The sequence below is a fragment of the Candidatus Zixiibacteriota bacterium genome (genome assembly GCA_022865345.1).
In the GTDB taxonomy this organism is placed as follows: Bacteria; Zixibacteria; MSB-5A5; order MSB-5A5; family RBG-16-43-9; genus RBG-16-43-9.
Genome location: JALHSU010000181.1, coordinates 14,268 through 32,951, shown reverse-complemented (window position 1 = coordinate 32,951; position 18,684 = coordinate 14,268). Strand labels below are relative to the sequence as shown.

The 18,684-nt window shown below is 42.9% G+C and carries 22 protein-coding genes, 1 tRNA gene and 1 pseudogene; all 24 read right to left on the bottom strand.

Annotated features, from left to right (window positions below):
- Nucleotides 1-462 (bottom strand): bifunctional methylenetetrahydrofolate dehydrogenase/methenyltetrahydrofolate cyclohydrolase (locus MUP17_08870; GenBank protein ID MCJ7459087.1); only part of this gene is annotated, 462 nt, incomplete at its 3' end.
- A gap of 2 nt (nt 463-464) precedes the next feature.
- Nucleotides 465-1,274, bottom strand: coding sequence for a TIGR00282 family metallophosphoesterase (locus MUP17_08865; GenBank protein MCJ7459086.1), 810 nt, complete (start codon nt 1,272-1,274; stop codon nt 465-467).
- 755 nt (nt 1,275-2,029) lie between these two features.
- The gene (gene rny, locus MUP17_08860; protein MCJ7459085.1) at nt 2,030-3,589 is read right to left on the bottom strand and encodes a ribonuclease Y; all 1,560 of its coding nucleotides are present in this window, start codon (nt 3,587-3,589) and stop codon (nt 2,030-2,032) included.
- Between the two features lie 100 nt (nt 3,590-3,689).
- On the bottom strand, nt 3,690-4,001 hold the full coding sequence (locus tag MUP17_08855) for a cell division protein ZapA (protein ID MCJ7459084.1): 312 nt from the start codon (nt 3,999-4,001) through the stop codon (nt 3,690-3,692).
- Between the two features lie 103 nt (nt 4,002-4,104).
- Nucleotides 4,105-4,380 carry a cell division protein ZapB gene (gene zapB, locus MUP17_08850; GenBank protein ID MCJ7459083.1) on the bottom strand — a complete coding sequence of 92 codons (276 nt, stop codon included), beginning with the start codon at nt 4,378-4,380 and terminating at the stop codon, nt 4,105-4,107.
- 15 nt (nt 4,381-4,395) lie between these two features.
- Nucleotides 4,396-6,798 carry a phenylalanine--tRNA ligase subunit beta gene (pheT, locus tag MUP17_08845; GenBank protein MCJ7459082.1) on the bottom strand — a complete coding sequence of 801 codons (2,403 nt, stop codon included), beginning with the start codon at nt 6,796-6,798 and terminating at the stop codon, nt 4,396-4,398.
- 68 nt (nt 6,799-6,866) lie between these two features.
- A complete protein-coding gene (gene pheS / locus MUP17_08840) occupies nt 6,867-7,886 on the bottom strand; it encodes a phenylalanine--tRNA ligase subunit alpha (GenBank protein ID MCJ7459081.1) in 1,020 nt (339 codons plus the stop codon).
- An 18-nt stretch (nt 7,887-7,904) separates the two neighbouring features.
- Nucleotides 7,905-8,267, bottom strand: a complete 363-nt coding sequence (rplT, locus tag MUP17_08835) for a 50S ribosomal protein L20 (GenBank protein ID MCJ7459080.1) — start codon at nt 8,265-8,267, stop codon at nt 7,905-7,907.
- A gap of 41 nt (nt 8,268-8,308) precedes the next feature.
- Entirely contained in the window at nt 8,309-8,503 is a 195-nt protein-coding gene (gene rpmI / locus MUP17_08830) for a 50S ribosomal protein L35 (protein MCJ7459079.1), read from the bottom strand.
- A gap of 22 nt (nt 8,504-8,525) precedes the next feature.
- Nucleotides 8,526-9,047, bottom strand: coding sequence for a translation initiation factor IF-3 (infC, locus tag MUP17_08825; protein MCJ7459078.1), 522 nt, complete (start codon nt 9,045-9,047; stop codon nt 8,526-8,528).
- A 14-nt stretch (nt 9,048-9,061) separates the two neighbouring features.
- Nucleotides 9,062-10,951 (bottom strand): threonine--tRNA ligase, encoded by a 1,890-nt coding sequence (gene thrS, locus MUP17_08820; GenBank protein MCJ7459077.1) that lies wholly within the window; start codon nt 10,949-10,951, stop codon nt 9,062-9,064.
- 111 nt (nt 10,952-11,062) lie between these two features.
- A tRNA-Val gene (locus tag MUP17_08815) sits at nt 11,063-11,139 on the bottom strand.
- A gap of 529 nt (nt 11,140-11,668) precedes the next feature.
- Nucleotides 11,669-12,529: an HDOD domain-containing protein gene (locus MUP17_08810; protein ID MCJ7459076.1), complete on the bottom strand. Its 861-nt coding sequence runs from the start codon at nt 12,527-12,529 to the stop codon at nt 11,669-11,671.
- Nucleotides 12,530-12,575: 46 nt separating this feature from the next.
- Nucleotides 12,576-13,004: a hypothetical protein gene (locus MUP17_08805; protein MCJ7459075.1), complete on the bottom strand. Its 429-nt coding sequence runs from the start codon at nt 13,002-13,004 to the stop codon at nt 12,576-12,578.
- Nucleotides 13,005-13,271: 267 nt separating this feature from the next.
- Nucleotides 13,272-13,721 carry a flagellar assembly protein FliW gene (locus MUP17_08800; protein MCJ7459074.1) on the bottom strand — a complete coding sequence of 150 codons (450 nt, stop codon included), beginning with the start codon at nt 13,719-13,721 and terminating at the stop codon, nt 13,272-13,274.
- A gap of 33 nt (nt 13,722-13,754) precedes the next feature.
- A complete protein-coding gene (locus MUP17_08795) occupies nt 13,755-13,928 on the bottom strand; it encodes a hypothetical protein (protein MCJ7459073.1) in 174 nt (57 codons plus the stop codon).
- Nucleotides 13,929-14,130: 202 nt separating this feature from the next.
- Nucleotides 14,131-14,292 (bottom strand): annotated as a pseudogene (gene csrA, locus MUP17_08790) (carbon storage regulator CsrA).
- 35 nt (nt 14,293-14,327) lie between these two features.
- Nucleotides 14,328-14,639 (bottom strand): hypothetical protein, encoded by a 312-nt coding sequence (locus MUP17_08785; protein ID MCJ7459072.1) that lies wholly within the window; start codon nt 14,637-14,639, stop codon nt 14,328-14,330.
- A 21-nt stretch (nt 14,640-14,660) separates the two neighbouring features.
- Nucleotides 14,661-15,158, bottom strand: coding sequence for a flagellar protein FlgN (locus MUP17_08780; GenBank protein MCJ7459071.1), 498 nt, complete (start codon nt 15,156-15,158; stop codon nt 14,661-14,663).
- Nucleotides 15,159-15,216: 58 nt separating this feature from the next.
- Entirely contained in the window at nt 15,217-15,357 is a 141-nt protein-coding gene (locus tag MUP17_08775) for a hypothetical protein (GenBank protein MCJ7459070.1), read from the bottom strand.
- Nucleotides 15,358-15,578: 221 nt separating this feature from the next.
- Nucleotides 15,579-16,013, bottom strand: a complete 435-nt coding sequence (locus MUP17_08770) for a hypothetical protein (protein MCJ7459069.1) — start codon at nt 16,011-16,013, stop codon at nt 15,579-15,581.
- Nucleotides 16,014-16,049: 36 nt separating this feature from the next.
- Nucleotides 16,050-16,406 (bottom strand): response regulator, encoded by a 357-nt coding sequence (locus MUP17_08765; GenBank protein ID MCJ7459068.1) that lies wholly within the window; start codon nt 16,404-16,406, stop codon nt 16,050-16,052.
- On the bottom strand, nt 16,381-18,147 hold the full coding sequence (locus tag MUP17_08760; GenBank protein MCJ7459067.1) for a PAS domain S-box protein: 1,767 nt from the start codon (nt 18,145-18,147) through the stop codon (nt 16,381-16,383). Before MUP17_08760 ends, MUP17_08765 begins: the two co-directional genes overlap by 26 nt.
- Before the next feature lie 5 nt (nt 18,148-18,152).
- Nucleotides 18,153-18,641 (bottom strand): hypothetical protein, encoded by a 489-nt coding sequence (locus tag MUP17_08755; GenBank protein MCJ7459066.1) that lies wholly within the window; start codon nt 18,639-18,641, stop codon nt 18,153-18,155.
- Between the last annotated feature and the right edge of the window lie 43 nt (nt 18,642-18,684).

The following is an 18,684-nucleotide window of genomic DNA, read 5'->3' as shown; positions in this document are numbered from 1 at the left end:
GCAGGGCAAAAAAGTCGGCTTGCCAGCTAACATCAGCCCCAGATTATAAGGATGAAACCCGTCCACGTCTTTTTCCGGTGAAATCGCCTTGATGATCTTCTCCTCGGAAATCTGCTCGGGCAGAGGAAGCTGAACTAAGATCCCGCTGATTTGTTCTTTATGATTCAGCTCGTCAATCAGCTCCAAAAGCTCAGACTCTTTCATCTCCTTGGGATATTTCAAAACCTCAGAATAAATCCCAGCCTCGTCGCAGGCTTTTGCCTTGCTCCGAACGTAGATTTGAGATGCTGGATTATCTCCCACCAGAACCGCAGCCAAGCCGGGAACTATCCCTTTGTTTTTGAGGTCGTCGACAGAGACTTTGACCTCTGCTCTAATCTGCTCGGAAATCTTTTTACCATCAATTAATTCAGCAGATCCTATGGATCTCCGATTGGATCCATTCTGGACATAATTGGACATTTTTAATCTCCCTCCATCTCATCATTTATAGGTGGCATATCGATTCTTATTCTTTCGATTTTTAAAGCTTTTCCAGTGTTCTGATCGATCTCCACTGAGACCGCACAGAATTTGATATCGTCCTTCGCGATCCTGAACCGGTTCGGAATCTGGGTCAGAAACCGGGTAACCGCATCTTCTTTTATAATCCCTATGACCGAGTTATGTCCACCAGTCATACCGACGTCTGTTATAAATGCAGTCCCTCCTGGCAGGATAGTCTCATCCACAGTCTGCACGTGAGTATGAGTGCCGATAACTGCGGATACCCTTCCGTCAAGATACCAGCCCAGAGCCATCTTCTCAGAGGTGGCTTCAGCGTGCACGTCGACTATTATCAGGTTGGTTTCTGGTTTGAGTTTCTCGATCTCCTGATCAGCAATGCGGAAAGGACAGTCGATTTCCTTCATATAAACCCTTCCCTGGATATTCAAAACCCCGATCTTGGTCCCGTCTTTCATCTGATAGACTACTGACCCTTTTCCCGGGTCTCTTGCTGGATAATTAGCCGGGCGTAAGATATTCGGTTCCTTATTCAGGTATTCATAGATCTCCTTGCGGTCCCAGATATGGTTCCCGGAGGTAAGGACGTTTACCCCATAGCTGTAAACCTTGGAGGCGATCTCCTTGGTCAGACCGAACCCGCCTGCGGCATTTTCCACGTTAGCTATCACGAAATCTATCTGGTTTATTTTTTTCAAATCAGGCAACATCTGCGAGACAGCCCACCTGCCTGGTTTCCCCATCAAATCACCTATTAAAAGTACTTTCAAAATGACTCCTTGTTCAAATGTAGCGATTTAGACGTCTTTGCGAGCGATTCCGCCGAGGCGGGAGAGCGAAGCAATCCGTTTGACAGTCCGCTGAAGTAATTATTTCCTCCTCCGCCCGGTGATAAAAAATTCTTCTCATCATTTTAAGCAAAATCAGAAATTAAGCAAGAAAAAAATTGAGATTAATTAGAAAAATGTCATTGCGAGTGACCCCGCCAGAGGCGGGGGAACGAAGCAATCCGTGACCTTAGGAGATTGCTTCGTTGTCCAAATGGACTCCTCGCAATGACGACATGCTGTCGACGACCGGGTGGCACCCTCAAACTTATTTGAGGGTGATAAGGTAATCCCAAATAGAAAGGGCAGACACATGGGTCGACAAGCTCACCATCTTGAGCAAGGTCGAAGGAGGGGTCTGCCCCTACGAAAAAAGGGTGGAGCTCCCGCAGAGCGGGATTTCGCAAAGCTCAACAAGAATAAAAACGGGAGGGGACAAGCCCCTCCCCTACGGAGAATCATTCGTCATCCGAAATCACGGTGCCTGCCAGGTCCCCTGACCTGGCAGGTTGGAGTTTGCTCTGTTTTTACGTCGGGTCAGGGGACCCGACGGCAACAAATTAAAAAGGGTGGAGACAAGCTCCACCCCTACGCGGTTCTGTGCTCCCGCTGGATGTTATCATCCAGCGGACACGGGCGGATGATAACATCCGCCCGGAGCAGGAACTTTTTTAGTTATTCGTCATCCGTCATAATCTTTATTTCGCATACTCGACCGCCCTCGTTTCCCTAATTACCGTAACCTTCACCTGTCCGGGATATTCCATCTCCGCTTCGATTTTCTTGGCAATCTCCTGAGCTAAATTGGCGGCTGAATTATCGTCTATCTGCTCATGCTCCACGATTATCCTTACCTCTCTGCCAGCCTGAATGGCGTAAGCTTTGGCAACACCCTTAAAGGAGTCAGCTAATTCCTCTAACTTCTCCAGTCTCTTTATATACCCCTCTAAGGTTTCACGACGAGCACCTGGACGAGCTCCTGAAATGGCATCTGCAGATTGAACTAAAATCGAATAGGGTGATTCCATCGGCACGTCCTCATGATGCGAAAGTATGGCATTTAAAACAAAAGGATGCTCACCATATTTCTGGGCGATATTATAACCTATCTGGGAATGAGTTCCTTCTGTCTCCTTGTCCACTGCTTTGCCGATGTCATGCAAAAGCCCAGCCCTTTTGGCTAAATTCGCATCCAAATCCAGCTCAGCCGCCATCAACCCGGCTATAAATGCCACTTCCCTTGAATGCTGGAGCACATTCTGGCCATAGCTGGTTCTGTACTGAAGCTTTCCTAATAGTTTGATAATCTCTGGGTGGACTCCGTGAATCCCCACGTCAAAACAGGCTTGCTCACCGGTCTCTTTGATGATTACATCCATCTCTTTCTGGGCTTTGGTTACGATCTCCTCAATCCGGGCCGGATGAATTCTGCCGTCTAAGATGAGTTTCTCCAGTGCCATCCTGGCGATCTCTCTGCGGATCGGGTCAAAACCGGAGAGTATGACCGCCTCAGGAGTATCGTCTACTATGACATCTATTCCGGTTGCGGTCTCAAAAGACCTGATGTTTCTTCCCTCTCTACCGATAATCCTGCCCTTCATCTCCTCATTCGGAAGACTTACCACTGAGACTGTGGACTCCACAGTATGGTCAGCCGCACATCTCTGAATGGCTGAGATGATGATGTTTTTCGCCTCTTTTTCCGCAGTCTCTTCAGCTTTCTCTTTGATTTCCTTTATAAGCTGGGCTGCTTCCTGCCGGGCTTGATTCTCTAAGTTCGCCATCAATATCTTTTTGGCTTCCTCAGAGGTCATCTGGGCAATCCTCTCCAGTTGCCGGTTCTGATCAGAAATTAACCGGTTTAACTCCTCATCTCTGGTTTTTATCGCCTTCTCCCTGGCAAAAAGGATTTTTTCCTTATTCTGTATGTCCCGGTCTTTTTTATTAAGTATGTCTACCTTACGGTCGAGATTGATTTCCCTTTCCTGAAGCCTTTTCTCGACCTTCTGGTATTCCATCCTCTTGTTAGCAAGTTCTCTCTCGAAATTGACCTTGGTCTTGTACCATTCATCTTTTGCCTCTAAGATCGCTTCTTTCTTCTTGAATTCAGCTTCTTTTTCCGCCTCCTGAACGATCTTCTTTGCCAGATCTTCGGCTTTAGCCAGCTTTGCCTCTCCAATCCGCCGGCTGATAAACCAACCTGCAAAGAACATCAGAACCGCAACCGCAACTCCAGCAACAATCAGCGTCATACTCATCTTTTCCTCCTTCTATAGCAAAAAACCCACTTCACTGAAAACCTCCTCCCCCGTAGGGGAAAAAGTCTCAAGTTAAGTGGGTTTAAATCTGGTTTAAAAACTATTCTTGTATCAGCTTAGCGTCTAACCACTCGATCAGAGACTGGGTCTTTTCCTCAACCTCTGACAGTTTCTTCTCCTTGTCTTCCCGTTCCTTAAAAAACTCATCTGCAATATGCAAAGCGGTTAAGACCGCAAGCTGACTATGGATTCGGGCAGGAACTTTTTCTGCTACCTCCTTCATCTTCCGGTCGACATATTCAGCTATCTGCTGAACATAAGCTGCATCTGCATCTGACCTAATAGGATATTCCTGACCGTAAATATTCACTTTAATGGTTTGTTTCTTATCCTCTTGAAGTTCTTGCGACATCTTGAATTATTTTAAATACCTTCTTTTTCCACTTAACTTGATTTATATTAAGTTTGTACCTAAAAATTATAAAGTATTAATTTAAACTTGTCAAGTAAAAAATTTATTTAATGCCTTCTATTCGAGCTAAGAGATTGTCTATCTTTCTTTTAACTTTCTCCTCCTTACTCTTTATACTCTCTTCCCTCTCTTTTATTTGAGCTTTTAGCTGGATATTTTCCTTAACCAGGCTCCTATTCTTTTCCTCAACCTCAAAGAACCTGGATGACAGGATGTTGTAGGAATTGGTTACTTGATCATTCTCCTCTTTTAATTTATCGACTTGTTCCAGAACCTGCTTTATCTTCTGTTCTAACTTTTCAAAGCTCTCCCATTGCATAGAAAACCTCCTTTTTTACTCCCTGAGCTCGGCTCCGAAACCTGTTTTAAGCCCCTCTATTATTCTTTTGTGCACCTTTTCGACTTCCTCATCCGTAAGGGTTTTTTCCTCTGAGCAATACCAGATGGCAAAAGCTAAACTCTTTTTACCTTTTGGCACCTGAGCACCTCTATAAAGGTCAAAAAGGTGGACTTTCTCCACCATCTTTCCCCCAATATCTATTATCGCCTTTTCCAGGTCTGCGCATAACTTATCTTCATCCACCAGCATGGAGATATCCCTTTCCACTCTGGGAAATTTGGGCAATGGGGTGTAAAACCCTGCTGGAGGAATCAGTTCGGAAAGTGCTTGAAAATCTAACTCCGCCAGAAATACCTCCTGTTCAATCTCAAAGAGCTTTAAAATCTCTTCATTCACTTTTCCCAGACTTCCCAAAACCCTTTCCTGGCTCTGAAGCTCAAAACTCATCCCCTCAGTGAAAAGATTCGACACTTTTGGAGAAAAGTTTATTCCTTCTATCTTCAACTCATAAAGTAGGTCTTCCAAAATGCCCTTCAAGTCATAAAAGTCAGTCTGCTTTTCTTTCTCACCCCAGAAAACCGGGGTTTTTCTTCCGCAAAGGGCAATTTCCAACTTAAACCTTTCCACTGGCTGGTTTTTCTCAGTTGACCAGAAGACTTTCCCTAATTCAAATATCCTAAGGTCCTTTTCTTTCCTGTTCAGATTCCAGGAGATGATGGAGAGTAAGTTAAAGCTTAACGACGTAGTCAAGACAGAAAGTCCCTCATTTAAGGGATTGAGGACTCTCACCGCTTCTTTAGAAGGATTAATCCTGGACATCTTCACCGGATCTACCAAGTTGTTTGAGATGACTTCAAAAAAACCTTTCCCGGATAACAGGTTTTTGATTCTTCGTGTTAACTTTTCTTCTTCAGAAATCGCGGTGAAAAGCTCCCCTCCAGCCCGGAAAGCGCTTTCTATCTTATCAAAGCCATAAATCCGGGCAATCTCCTCGATCAAATCTATTTCCCGGGCCAAATCTGGCCTGAAAGTCGGAACCTCTACTAATAAGCTCGAAGAACTTTTCTCGCTGATCTTTAATTCAAGATAACCGAGGATATTCTCAATTTCCTTTTCGCCTATGCCTATACCCAGGACCTTTGAACATCTTTCAGGTCTAAAAGGTATCTTGGCAGGGTATATAGGTTCCGGATAGTTATCCACGACCCCTTTTAAGACCTTTCCTTCGCAAAGATTCTGCATAAGATATGCTGCCCGGTCAGCCGCTTTGATTATGACATTAGTATCCGCCCCTCTCTCGAACCTGTAGGAAGCCTCAGTATTAAGCTCCAGGGAAATCCTTCCCCGGCGAATGACTCTTGGGTCGAAATAGGCGCTTTCCAGAAGAACATCCTTAGTCTTTTCTGTGACTTCGCTCTCCATTCCGCCCATAATTCCGGCAATAGCCACAGGCTTGCTTCCATCGGTTATGAGAAGAACCTCAGGACTCAAAGTTCTCTCAACGCCGTCCAGAGTGAAGAATTTCTCCTTATCTTTTGCCCTGCGCACAAGAACCTTTTTTGAATTACCTGGAAGTGAGGTGAAGAGGTTGTAATCAAAAGCATGCAGAGGATGCCCGGTTTCGAGCAAAACATAATTGGTCGCATCAACCACATTATTGATCGCTCTCATTCCACAGCATTCCAATCTTCTTCTAAGCCAGAAAGGAGATTTTTCTATTTTTATGTCCTTTATTACCCTGGCAGCATATCGCGGACAACCTGAGGGATCGTCGATTACAACCTCGATCCATTTTGACGCAGACTCCTCTACTTCTTTCAGTTGAAATTCAGGTTTTTTGAGCTTTCCTCCTGAGAGTGCGGATACATCTCTGGCTATTCCAATCATAGACAAAGCATCCGGTCTATTCGGGGTTATATCTATGTCCAGGATGAAATCCTCTAAATCTAAGACGGTGCTCAAAGGATCACCAATTCTTAGGGCATCCTCTAAAACCATTATTATTTCTGATTCCTCTCCAATTCCCAGCTCCTTTTCAGAACAGAGCATCCCGGATGATTCGACCCCTTTTAAAACTGCCTTTTCAATCTGCAAACCTGCAGGAAGCTTTGCCCCGATCAAAGCCAAAGGGGCTTTCATTCCTGCTTTTACGTTTTTTGCCCCGCAGATTATCCGGAAGGTCTCCCTGCCAGTATCGACTAAACAGACGGAAAGCTTTTCTGCATCCGGATGTTTTTCAATCTTCTTTATTTGCCCCACAATAACTTTATCAAGACTCGTGCCCCAGGACTCGATTGACTCAACCTCCAGACCGGCAAAAGTCAGCTTATCCGCCAGCTCCTCGGCTGACCAGTCGAAATCGACCAACTCCTTAAGCCATTTATAACTTACTTTCATCTGATTTCAAGCTTGCTTTTATATGAATTATTATTTAATGAAACAGCAGCCTCTGAAAAAAATCCGTTTCAGAACTGTCTTAAAAATCTCAGATCATTCTCATAGAACAGGCGGATGTCATCGATCCGGTATTTCAGCATGGCAATTCGATCCACTCCCAGCCCAAAGGCATATCCGGTATACTTTTCTGGATCATAACCCACTGCTTTGAAAACTTCCGGATCGATCATCCCTGCTCCCAAAATCTCCAGCCAGCCTCGATATTTGCAGACACTGCACCCTTTTCCCTTGCAGATAATACACCTGATGTCCACTTCAGCCGAAGGCTCAGTAAAAGGAAAGAAACTTGCCCGGAACCGGAGTTCTACATCCCTGCCGAAAAACTCTTTTACGAAAGCAACCAGAACCCCTTTTAGATCAGCAAAGGTCACACCCTCATCCACATAGAAACCTTCCACCTGATAAAAAAGGCAGTAGCTCCTGGCATTTATTGCCTCGTGTCTATAAACTCTTCCTGGAGCAAGGATTTTGACTGGCGGATTTTTTTTCTCAAAAACCCGGACCTGCACGGGCGAGGTATGAGTCCGGAGAATCAAATCGTTTGCCAGATAAAAAGTGTCCTGCATATCCCTGGCTGGATGGTCCTGGGGAAAATTCAGGGAGTCGAAGTTATAATAATTGGTCTCTATGTCCGGACCTTTTGCCACCTCAAAACCCATCCCGTAGAATATCTCTATGATCCGGTCAAGGACCTGGGTAAGAGGATGCAGTTTCCCTTCCCAGCTTCTGCGTCCGGGAAGAGTGTAATCGAAAAACTCCTTTGGAGATTTCTGCTCTTTTTCCTTAAGTGCCAGGAGTCTTGACTGCAGAAGCTCATCTAACTTTTTCTTGAGAGAATTTGCGCTTTCGCCTGCCTTAGGCTTTTCCTCTGCAGAAAGCTCTTTTAATTCCCTGAGCAGCAAAGAAAACTTACCCTTCCGGCTGAGGTATTCGGCTTTAAGCTCTTCAAGTTCTCTCAGAGTTGAGGCTGATTCTAATCTATCGATTACCGCCTTTTCGAGCTCCTCTAATCTTTCTGAAAAAGTCATCCTAAATTAATTTAGAGTTTATGCCGCGCCTGTACTTGATTTGGCAAGCTTTACCAGGCTTTCAAAAGTGTTGAGGTCTTTAACTGCTATCTCCGAAAGCATTTTCCGGTCAAGCATCACTCCAGCTTTTTTCAAACCTGAGATAAAGGCCGCATAGGTTAAGCCGAATAGTCTGGCTGCCGCATTTGTTCTGGTGATCCAGAGTTTGCGAAAGTCTCTTTTCTTGTTTCTCCGGTCCCGGTAAGCATAGACCCCTGCTCTGACAACCGTCTCCTTTGCAGTGCGGAGCAGCTTTCTGCGGCCTCCGTAGTAACCCTTGGCTGCTTTAAGTATCTTCTTTTTTCTTCTTCTGGTGGCGACCCTGTGGGTAGCTCTGGGCATTTCTCCTCCTTTCTATCCTGTTCGCAAGAGAGTTTACCTTATCAGGCAGTTATAAGTTTCTTTATCCTTGGATGATCTCCCTTGCTGACCAGGACCCTCTTTCTTAATTTTCTCTTCCGTTTGGTGGTCTTGCTGCTGAGGATGTGGCGCCTGAAGGCTTTGTTCCTTTTAATCTTACCTGTGCCTGTAAATTTGAACCTCTTTCTGGCGCTTCTGGATGATTTGATTTTGGGCATTTTAAATGTCTCTTTTTATAGTTTATCCTTTGGGCATGAAAGTCAGTGATAGGTTTCTGCCTTCCATCTTGGCTTTCTGCTCGATTATTCCCAGGTCTTTCAAGTCCTCCTCAAGCCTCTGGATGATCTTATGACCTAATTCCTGATGGGCCATCTCCCTGCCGCGAAACTCCACAAATACTTTTACCTTGTTCCCTTTTTCTAAAAACTCCTGGATGTGCTTAAGCTTGAACTGGTAGTCGTGTTCTTCTATTTTAGGTCTCAGCCTCATCTCCTTCATCTGGATGACATGCTGTTTTTTCTTGGCACTTTTTGCCTTCTTGTTTAACTCATATTTAAATTTTCCATAATCCATGATCTTGCACACCGGAGGCTTGGCAGTGGGTGAGATCTCCACTAGGTCAAATCCTTTTTCTAAAGCCATTCTTAATGCTTCTCGGGTGGGAACAATCCCTATCTGTTCGCCGGTGGTATCGATCAACCTGACCTGAGGGACTCTTATCCTTTCGTTAATCCTGATATATTTATCTGCTATATTTCTCACCTCCTTTGCGGTTTTTATTGTTTAGAGACAATTTCCTGTTCGATCTTTGCAATTATATCTTCTAAGCTGAACTCCCCTAAATCTCCTGATCCATGCCTGCGTACCGAAACAGTCTTTTTCCCTTCTTCCTTTTTACCCAGGATGAGCATATAAGGGATTTTCTCGACTTCGGATTCCCTGATCTTGAAATTTATCTTTTCGTTGCGCTCATCTGATCTGACTCTAAATCCTTTCTGTTCCAGAATCTTTTTTACCTCCCGGGCGTAGGCGTGTTGCTCTCCGGTTATAGGCAAAAGAGAAATCTGAACCGGTGAAAGCCAGACTGGGAAAGCTCCTGCATAGTGCTCTATCAGAAGTCCGAAAAAACGCTCCAGCGATCCTAATAGTGCCCGGTGAATCATTATGGGCCTTTGAAAGGCTCCATCTTTTCCTACAAAGTGCAGGTCAAACCTCTCCGGCAGGTTGAAATCGAACTGCAGGGTAGTGCATTGCCAGGCTCTGCCTAAAAGGTCTTTCACCTTTAAATCGATCTTTGGTCCGTAGAAGGCTCCACCACCCTCGTCCACCTTAAAAGGTAAATTATGTTTAATCAGGGCTTGCTTCAAAGCTTCAGTAGCTTTCTCCCAGGTAGCAGGATCTCCAATATATTTTTCCGGACGGGTAGCTAAGTACACCTCATACTCTTGAAAACCGAAAGACCTGAGGAAAAACAGGGTAAAATCCAGCAGTTTAATGATCTCTTCTTCAAGTTGTTCCAGCTGACAGAATATGTGAGCATCATCCTGGGTAAATCCCCTAACTCTTAACAGCCCGTGCAGAACCCCGGAGCGCTCGTATCTGTAAACCGTGCCCAACTCTGCCCATTTAATGGGAAGCTCCTTATAGCTCCTTAATTTCGATTTGTATACCAGTATGTGAAAAGGGCAGTTCATCGGCTTGATCTCGTACTCCTCCTCCTCGATCTTCATTGGAGAGTACATATATTCGGTGTAGAAATCAGTATGACCGCTTTTTTTCCAGAGGTCCAATTTTGCTATATGGGGCGTGTTCAGAAGCTCATAACCTGCCTTATAATGTTCCTTTACCCAGAAATCCTCAATCAGTCTGCGAATCAGGGCACCTTTAGGATGCCAGAAAACCAGTCCTCCTCCCGCTTCATCGTAAATGTCAAAAAGGTCTAACTCCCGGCCCAATTTTCTGTGATCCCTTCTTTTTGCCTCTTCCAGTCTTTTGAGGAAATCGTCTAACTCTTTCTGGCTGGGGAATGATATCCCATAGATTCTCTGAAGCATCGGATTTTTTTCATTCCCTCTCCAGTAAGCACCGGCAACTTGCAACAGCTTAAAAGCCTTCACTTTTCCGGCTGAGAAAAGGTGAGGACCGCGGCAGAGATCCACAAAATCGCCTTGCTTGTAGATACTGACTTTTTCACTATCAAACTCAGCAATCAACTCTAATTTATATTTTTCACCTTTTTCTCTAAAAAGATTTGAAGCCTCGTATTTAGAGAGTTCTTCTCTTTCAAAGGGAAGGTCTTCCTTGATAATCTCAGCCATTCCTTTTTCGATTTTCTCTAAATCCTCAGGGGTAAAGGGCTCCTTTTTATCGAAATCATAATAAAACCCTTCCTCTATAGCTGGACCAATCCCTAATCTGGTGCCTGAAAAAAGCTCTTGCACTGCTTGAGCCATAATATGCGAAGTGCTGTGCCAGTATGCAGTTCTGCCCTCTGGATCCTCAAAGGTCAAAAGCTTAACGCTATAATTCGGTTCTGAGCCAATAACAGCAGACAAGTCCTTCAGCTCACCATTCAGCCTGGCTATCAGATAACTATCCGGTTTTTCCTTGCATCCGGCGCGAGCCGACCATTCCACAAAATCATCCCATTTAGGATTTTTCTTCATTTGCTCCATCCAGAAAAGCTTATAAAAAATTACCCCGAAACAGGGGTCAGGTACTCCCTTGCGTCTTTCCCTACTACGAACTATGAACTATGAACCATTAACCGTTTTTCCTGGTGGGCGATACTGGAATCGAACCAGTGACCTCTTGCATGTCAAGCAAGCACTCTAACCATCTGAGCTAATCGCCCTTTAATACAGTTTAAGAGTTTAAAAGTTTATGAGTTTAATCTTGTTTTTCCACCTTTGAACTGTTGAACCTTTGAGTCTTTGAACTTCTTCTTTGACCTTCCCGCATTCTTGCGGGACACTCTAACCATCTATAGCTAATTGCCCGATAATACAGTTTATAGTTTTAGAGTTTAGGAGTTTAAAAGTGTCGACCTCTTAAACTCTTCAACCCTTCATCCCTTTATCCCTTCAACCTTTATCTTTAATTTCTCTGAAATTCAGCAAAACAACTCAAAACATTTCACGGCAAGCTAATATAAATTTAAGCTCACCCACTGTCAAGTGAAAATAAACTTACTTATCTTATATCGGAATAATCGATATCTGTTTGAATCTTTCGCTAACCCGTGAGAATTTATATTTAACCTAATAGTTTTATCCTGCCTTATATCTGAAAAAAGATTATAACCGGATTTGGACTTCATTGCCTGAAAAAAAGCGACGCTTAACTGTATGGGGAGAAAAAGTCAGAATAGCGAATTTATTAACTCAGTTTTGTGCTTCAGAAAGCCTTAAAAAGACTTCAGATTTCTGAAACTCATTTTTTAGTTGAGAAAGGTAATCGAGGATTTTTGTTTTTTCCAGTCCGAGTATTGTCCAGCAATCCTCATCTGTCGGGCTAAGACTGCTGTGCTCCAGATCGACATTAAGGAGATTGGCTAAATAATCCGCCAGATGAATGATCATCACTGCTTCCTTGTGAGATGAAGCTTGCCTGGGCAGATGGTGAAATCGAACTACTTGATAAAGCACCCCTGAAAGATGACTTTTAGCGATAAATTTAGCACTTATCTCTGCATGATCTATCACCGGAGTATTTGAGCTTTTTTTGGCTTTTCCCAGAACCGACTTGTTATCTTCTGGATTATTCTCTTGATTGTAAGAGGAGAAAATAACCAGCTTACCCAGATCATGTAGAAGACCCAGGGTGAACAGAATATCTAACTTCAAAGGTTTATGCGGATAAAGATAGCGTCCGATCATTCTGGAAGCACAGGCACAGGCTAATGAATGACGAAATAAAAACTCCTGGTATTCCTGTTCAATGGGTGTCACGTAAGTGGATAAGACCAGAGTTTTGATTTCCTCTCTACTCAGAACGGACAAAGCCTGCTTGACACTGGTCAGGCTTTCTCCTTTTTGACTCTCAGAACGGTTGACCAGCCTTAAAGTTTTAAAAGACAATGCCGGATCTTCTGAAATAAGCGAAACGATCTCGTAAATAGAGCTATAAGGGTCAGTGATCAAATGAATGATTTCCTGGAAAACCAGATTAGGAGTAGGCAGGTTTCCCTCAGTTTTGTCAAAAGCTGATTTGACTTCCTTTTGTTCAGAAAAGGATTCTTTCATCTTTTGAATTGTCTAAGGGGGCTTAAATAAAAAGGGGGCGAGCTTGCTAAATCAAAATATCCAGGATTTTATCAGCAACTTTAGAATAAACCTCAATCCGGGAATAGTATCCCTGAGCTAACTTCTTTTTTACCTCTATGATCTTTTCCTGACGAACATCAGCAGTAGAGGAGATAATTTTATCTTTACCAGGTGGTGATACTTCATGTAGAGTTGACTTCTTTAAGTTATCAATCTTTTTGCTCTGAATTTCATGCCTGGAATAAACGGAATTTAAAAGGTTTATCCTGGGTGAATTGACTTTGAATCCGGCTTTAGCATTGACCTGATTTATATCAGATTTTGCTTGTAACTCTTTGACATTCTTGGAGGTAGATAATTCAATCTTGTCTAGTGGAACAACTTTTGAGCTTGAGATATCTTTAACTCTGTTAGAAGCGATCTTGAAATTCAGACCAACTTTTTGGATTTTCATCTTCTTTTACCTCTATTATGATTATCGTCTTTAATCTTTAAAACTTAAATTTAATTTCCCCACGAATGGTAGGGGCGTATTGCTATACGCCCTTGATATATCACAAGGAGCTGTTTTTGCTTATAGAATAGATGGTAGACGCAGACTTTAGTCTGCGTTAGTATACCACTCGAAGCATGCTGAGTTTCGTAAAAAAATGAAGGACTCCTCCCACCCTTTTTGACCCCAACTCCTTAGAATTTAAACCTCTTGCTATTCTGAGAAGCTTTATAGTTTTTTAGAATTTTTTTTAAAGCTCTCAAAGATGGAATGCTGGATTCTATAATCACTACTTTTTAGCACTACCTGCCTCCCTAATTTTTTCGCTGGATTGATTATAATAGGAGCTAAAAGGTTAAGTGTAGATTGTTCTAGTTTGCCAGATGGAGTTACGGTAACGTAGATTTTAACTTTTTTCAAATCCAGAATCTCTATATCTTCAAGCTCCTTCTTCGGTATCTCTGGTTTATAATCCCTGAGAAAAATGAGAGGGTCAATTAAAAGAATGGCTAAATCCGGTTTCTCCACAGATTGCAGCCATAAAAATGGATCGAACTCTTTCAGCTTCAGAAAAACGTACTTCTTTTCCTGAGGGAAACCGTAAATCCCTTTGCTGAAATTGTAAACCTCTTTTGAAGAGAAAGAGATTTTGCCAAAACGCGAAGTCAAAATCTCCATTTGCCCCCCTTTTGTAATCAGAGAAAGTGGGGGCTATTTCTCCTCGAAGTAAACAAAGCTGCTATCAATCGCCTCAGAGGAAAAAGGGGTTCTCTGATTTCGCAGTTTGTTCAGCCTGGCACTGAGTTGCTCCTTTTCCTTCTTGGAGGAAAAACCAGCTTTCTTCTGGGTTTGATGGTTAAGTTTATTTTTGATTTTGAAGAACATATTTTTATCAAGTCGGATCAACTGATTTTTTTTAACTATCTGAGTTAGGGGGATCTTAGCCTAAAGCAGCATATGTCTGGAACAAAACTACAGTTTACTCCGGATAATCCTGTTTTCTCTTAGGCTTTTCCTTTATCTTTTCCCTGATAGTCTTGGCTAATTCGGCAGCTTCTTCCTTCCCTGCCTGGGATGCCTTTTTGTTTTCCTCCTGTATCTTGAAATAGACCTCCTCCCGGTGAACAACTACCTTTTGAGGCGCAATCACCCCCAGTCTGACCTGCCTGCCATGAATTCCCAAGACCGTTATCTTGACATCATCCCCGATGGTGATGCTCTCCCCTAATTTTCTGGTAAGAATCAGCATCTTTACTTCTCCTCTTGAAATTTACAGACCTTTTTTCAGCTTAAGCGAGAAAGCCAGGCTGAGGAAAAATTTTTGATCTCCTGTTTTAGACGAATGGTTTTTTCGCAGGTAAGCCTCTGCCAGATCAGCTCGTTGATTTTCTTATCCTTTACTCCAGTTATATGGACGCCATTATTCAATTTTATTTCAGAGGTAATGATCTTCTCTGACCCGGGAGTCAATCTCACTTGATTTAAAGCGGATGCCCGCTCGGTTTTTTCAATCGGGATCCGGGACGAATTCGCCTTACCTTTTAAAAGGGAATTAACCCTTTTTAATCCACCAATCCCTGTGTATATGTCAGCCATAGGTCTTTTTCCCCGATTTTATTACCCTACTTTATCTAAAACCAGAGGGGGCATTACCTTGCCCTGGTTATGCGAGGGGTTCCTTAAATAGGAGACAGGAGAGGGCTCCATTAAGAATTTGATACTCCGGTCTATATAACTCATCGAATCTTTTATCAGCTCTTCATTCCTTTCTCTTTGAATTTCCACTTTGCGGTGTAAATCCACTAAGGTTTTCTGCAGTTCTTCCAGTTTAGAAGAGTGAGAGCTATCCAGAAGCTGGATCAGTTTAGTAAGGGAACCTTTTCTCTGGTCAATTTTAAAATCCTTAAAAAGCCAGGAGGTTATCTTCATCCTTTCTTTCTCTAATTGCTTGGCTTGGATGAGGGCCTGCTCCTGTTTTATAATCGATTCCTCCAGACGACCAAAACGATTATTTATCAGACATTCCTGTTCTTCTGTCAGCAGGTTGAGAAAATTCTCCAGCGACCCCACCTCTTTATGGATCAATTTTATCAGGCTTAGAACTTGCTGTTCCAACAGACCTCCCCTTTTAGTAACTCTGGCATTATTTTAGTCGGCAAATCCAGCTAAGAGCTTAACCCTCTGGAACCTGATAGACCTGCTCGGATACCGGCTTGAACTTCCCCTGATCCGGCTCTGCTGATTTCAATCCATAAGGGAGAAGCAAAGCCATAAGTATTATCAGCAGTATTAAAATGAACTGAGACCTTGTCATAAGACTCCTGAGTAAATTTCATTAATTTTTTTCAGCAACTTATATGCCTTATTTTCAGGATTTAAAGTGATAAAGGACTTCTCCGCTTAACTTCTTATCCCCCGGTCAATTAATTTGTTCTTGAATTGCTAGCTTAAAGAATTTATAGGTTCAAAGATAAACTGAACCAGATTTTTCGGAACTATCTTCCCCTTTTTTAAGAAATATCTTCCTGAACTTTTTTAGACTAACTTGTTGTCTATAGAAATCGATTTCAGCCTCTTCATTATCAAAAGAATCCTCTGACTTTCTGCCAGGATCCTTTCCAGATATTCTTCTATCTTCTCCTCGATGACTTTATTCCTCTGGAATTCTATCTCCCCGTATTGATTTATAGAATAAACCCCTCCCACTTCCATCCGCACCAGCTTAATCAGCTTGGACATCTCTGAGGTGGCTTTGGAGGATTGGTTCACCAGATCCAGCACGTCCTCGCTGATCTTGGCGGGTAGATAGTTCCTGGCTTTGGCAGTTGCGGAGGCCAGGTTTAATGCTACTCCTTTAACCTGCTCTACAAAATTCTCCATCGATTTGAGTACTTCTTCTATTTCTTCAAAAGAGGTATCCCCGTTCACCTTTCCGGACGAAAGAGAGCTTTCCTTATTTTTTTCGTTCATTTTTTCCTCGGCCTAAGAAGTATTTGGCCTGTCAGATTATCGGCTTAAAAGAGTATGAATTTTATTTTTTAATTCTGAAAGGTTAGAGGATTTGACCAGATAGGCATCTGCCAGCCAGGTCTGAAAATTATTTTTGTAGGTGGAATAGCCTGAGTTCAAGATCACCGGTAGATCCTTGTTCTGTTTTTTTAACTCGGTCAAAGTCTGTAAACCATCCTCTTCCCCGGATAACTTTATATCTAAAACCACTAAATTTATATTCTCCTTCTCCGCCATTTTCAGGGCTTCGGTATTATTCCTGGCTAATTTTACCTCATACCCCTCATCCCTAAGCTCTTTCTGATAAAGTTCCAGGATGTACTCCTCATCATCGACTATTAGAATGCTGTCCATCTTTACCTCCTTTTGGGAAAAAATTTATCTCCAGACAGAGTCTGGCTTTGTCTTCGGGTTTGTATTTCAGGGTTCCTCCTAAATTTCTTATCAAAGTGGAAGCCAGGGAAAAACTTGAGCTTTTCTCTGGAAGAAGAATTGAATTGACTGGCATCAAGCTGAAAGTAAGGCTAACCTGTTCGTCAAAAGGTTGGGTGGTGATGTAAAGAGAGCCAGAGGAGCTGGAATTGGAGAGCATATAACGAAGGATATTCACCAGGGAAGAACTCAGCAATTCCGGATTGAGGTGAAGCTTAGGGAGTTGTGTATGCAGGTTTTTGATCAGATAAATCCTTTTCTCTTTTAATTCGCCTTTAAGCAGTTCCAGACTTTGCTCCAGGCTCTGATTCAGGTCCAGTTCCTCGACTGTATTTTCCGGGACATAGACATAATCCAGGAAATTGGTAAGCAGGTCCTCCATCCTCTCGGTCTGCGAAGCGATTATTTCCAGAGACTTGTAGTTCTCATCCTGAGGGGAAGTCTTCTTCAAAATCGAGCGGGCAAATCCACCGATTATGGTCATCGGGTTTCTTAACTCGTGCGCTACCTGAAAGGTCACCTCCTCAATCGCCTGCAGTCTTTCCATCTTGATCATCCTTTGACTATTCTCCGCTATTTTCCTGTTGGCTTCTTCCAATTCCATCAGTTTCTGCTCCAATCTCTGGTACAGCCTTGACCTCTCAATGGCACTGCCGGCATGGTGGGCGAAGATCTGGAGAAGCTTTAAATCTTCGTCTTTTATCTCTTTGCCGGTCACGAAATTATCCGCTAATATTATGCCTTCTACCTTATCCACTGAAATCAAGGGGGCCAATGCCAGCTTACGGGTGCCTATGGTTTCAAAAAGGGTTGAGGTAAAAGAAGGAGAGTAGTTGGCCTCATCCAGATAGCGAGCCTGCTTATCCAGAACTGACTGGATCAAAGGATTATCTTTTTCCCTTATCGATACCTTTATCTTCTGAACGATTTGATTTACTTCGATATCCTTTTGTTGCAATGCAGAACGGTAAGACTTCAGGATATCTTCCAGGGATTGATATTGTTGAGAAAGGTTATTCCAGATTCGGTATGCTTCTTCCCGATTAGAAGGTCCGATAGCCATCTTCCCTTCCAGATAGGTTCCTTTTTCATCCATCAGCATAAGAAAAGCCCGGTTGAATCCCAGCCCCTGTCCGGCAGTGACTGCGATTAAGATGATTTCAAGGATCTCGTTAAGATTTAGGGTACTTCCCAGGACTTTTTCCACCTCGTCGATGATGAAGAGCTCGGCGATCTTCTGCTTCAGCCCCTCTTCCAACTTGACTTTATCAGTCTCATCCTCCAGAAAACCTATTAACCCGCAGGTTGAACCGCTTTTCTCCTTAATTGGTGTAGCCCTGATGGAGAGATAAACCTCTTTTCCCCAGATGCTTTTGTATTTGACTCTTTCGACTGAAAAGGGCTCGCCTTGTTCTAAGGTCTGTTTGAAATTCGCATCCACCCCTGCAGCTTTGACATTCTCTAACTCCAGGACATTCAAGCCAATCGAATCTTCAGGCTTAGAACCCCCCAAGACTCTGGGGAAAAATTTATTGACGTATTTGACCTCCCCTTTCTGATCACATATGAAAATTCCCACTGGAATTTCAAGAAAAATGTCCTTGAGCTGCTCGACCAGAAGGTCTAAGCTCTGTATTTTCTCTGAGGTAAGCTGTATTTCCATTTTTTTTAATAAGAGATATTCTCTTTTGAGCTGAATGTCTTCTTTTGAGAATTCCGCGTATGCCTGAAATAATCTACCAGGCTTTTTTTGAGCCTGGCATTAAAGCTTTCCATTTCTTCTGGGAGTAGTCCGCTTAAAGCTTCGGCTTTGATTTTTTCTGAAGAGTAAAGCTCCACTCCTACATAAAAGTCATGTTCTTCAGATTCCTCCACCTTTTTTATTTTCCCCAGTATTCCCTCCAGAGGTCCTAACCCTTTGAATTTTATAGAGAGGTTGACGAAGGAGCCTTCATTAAAAAAATTATCAGTCAGAAGCAGTATCCCCTGGTCATTGAATTCGAGGATTTTCCCAGATCCTTCTTTTGGCATCTCTTTTTCCTCTGGAAAAAGGACTTTGAAATTGACCGGTTCTTCGAACTCTAATTCGATGGCTTTTCTCTTTTTCTGTTCTCTGGCAGGTTTTCTTTCTTTTAGCAAGCTCGTATCTGCATTCATCGCTTCTCCTTGTTTTAAGCTGATTTTTTGGATATCCATTTCC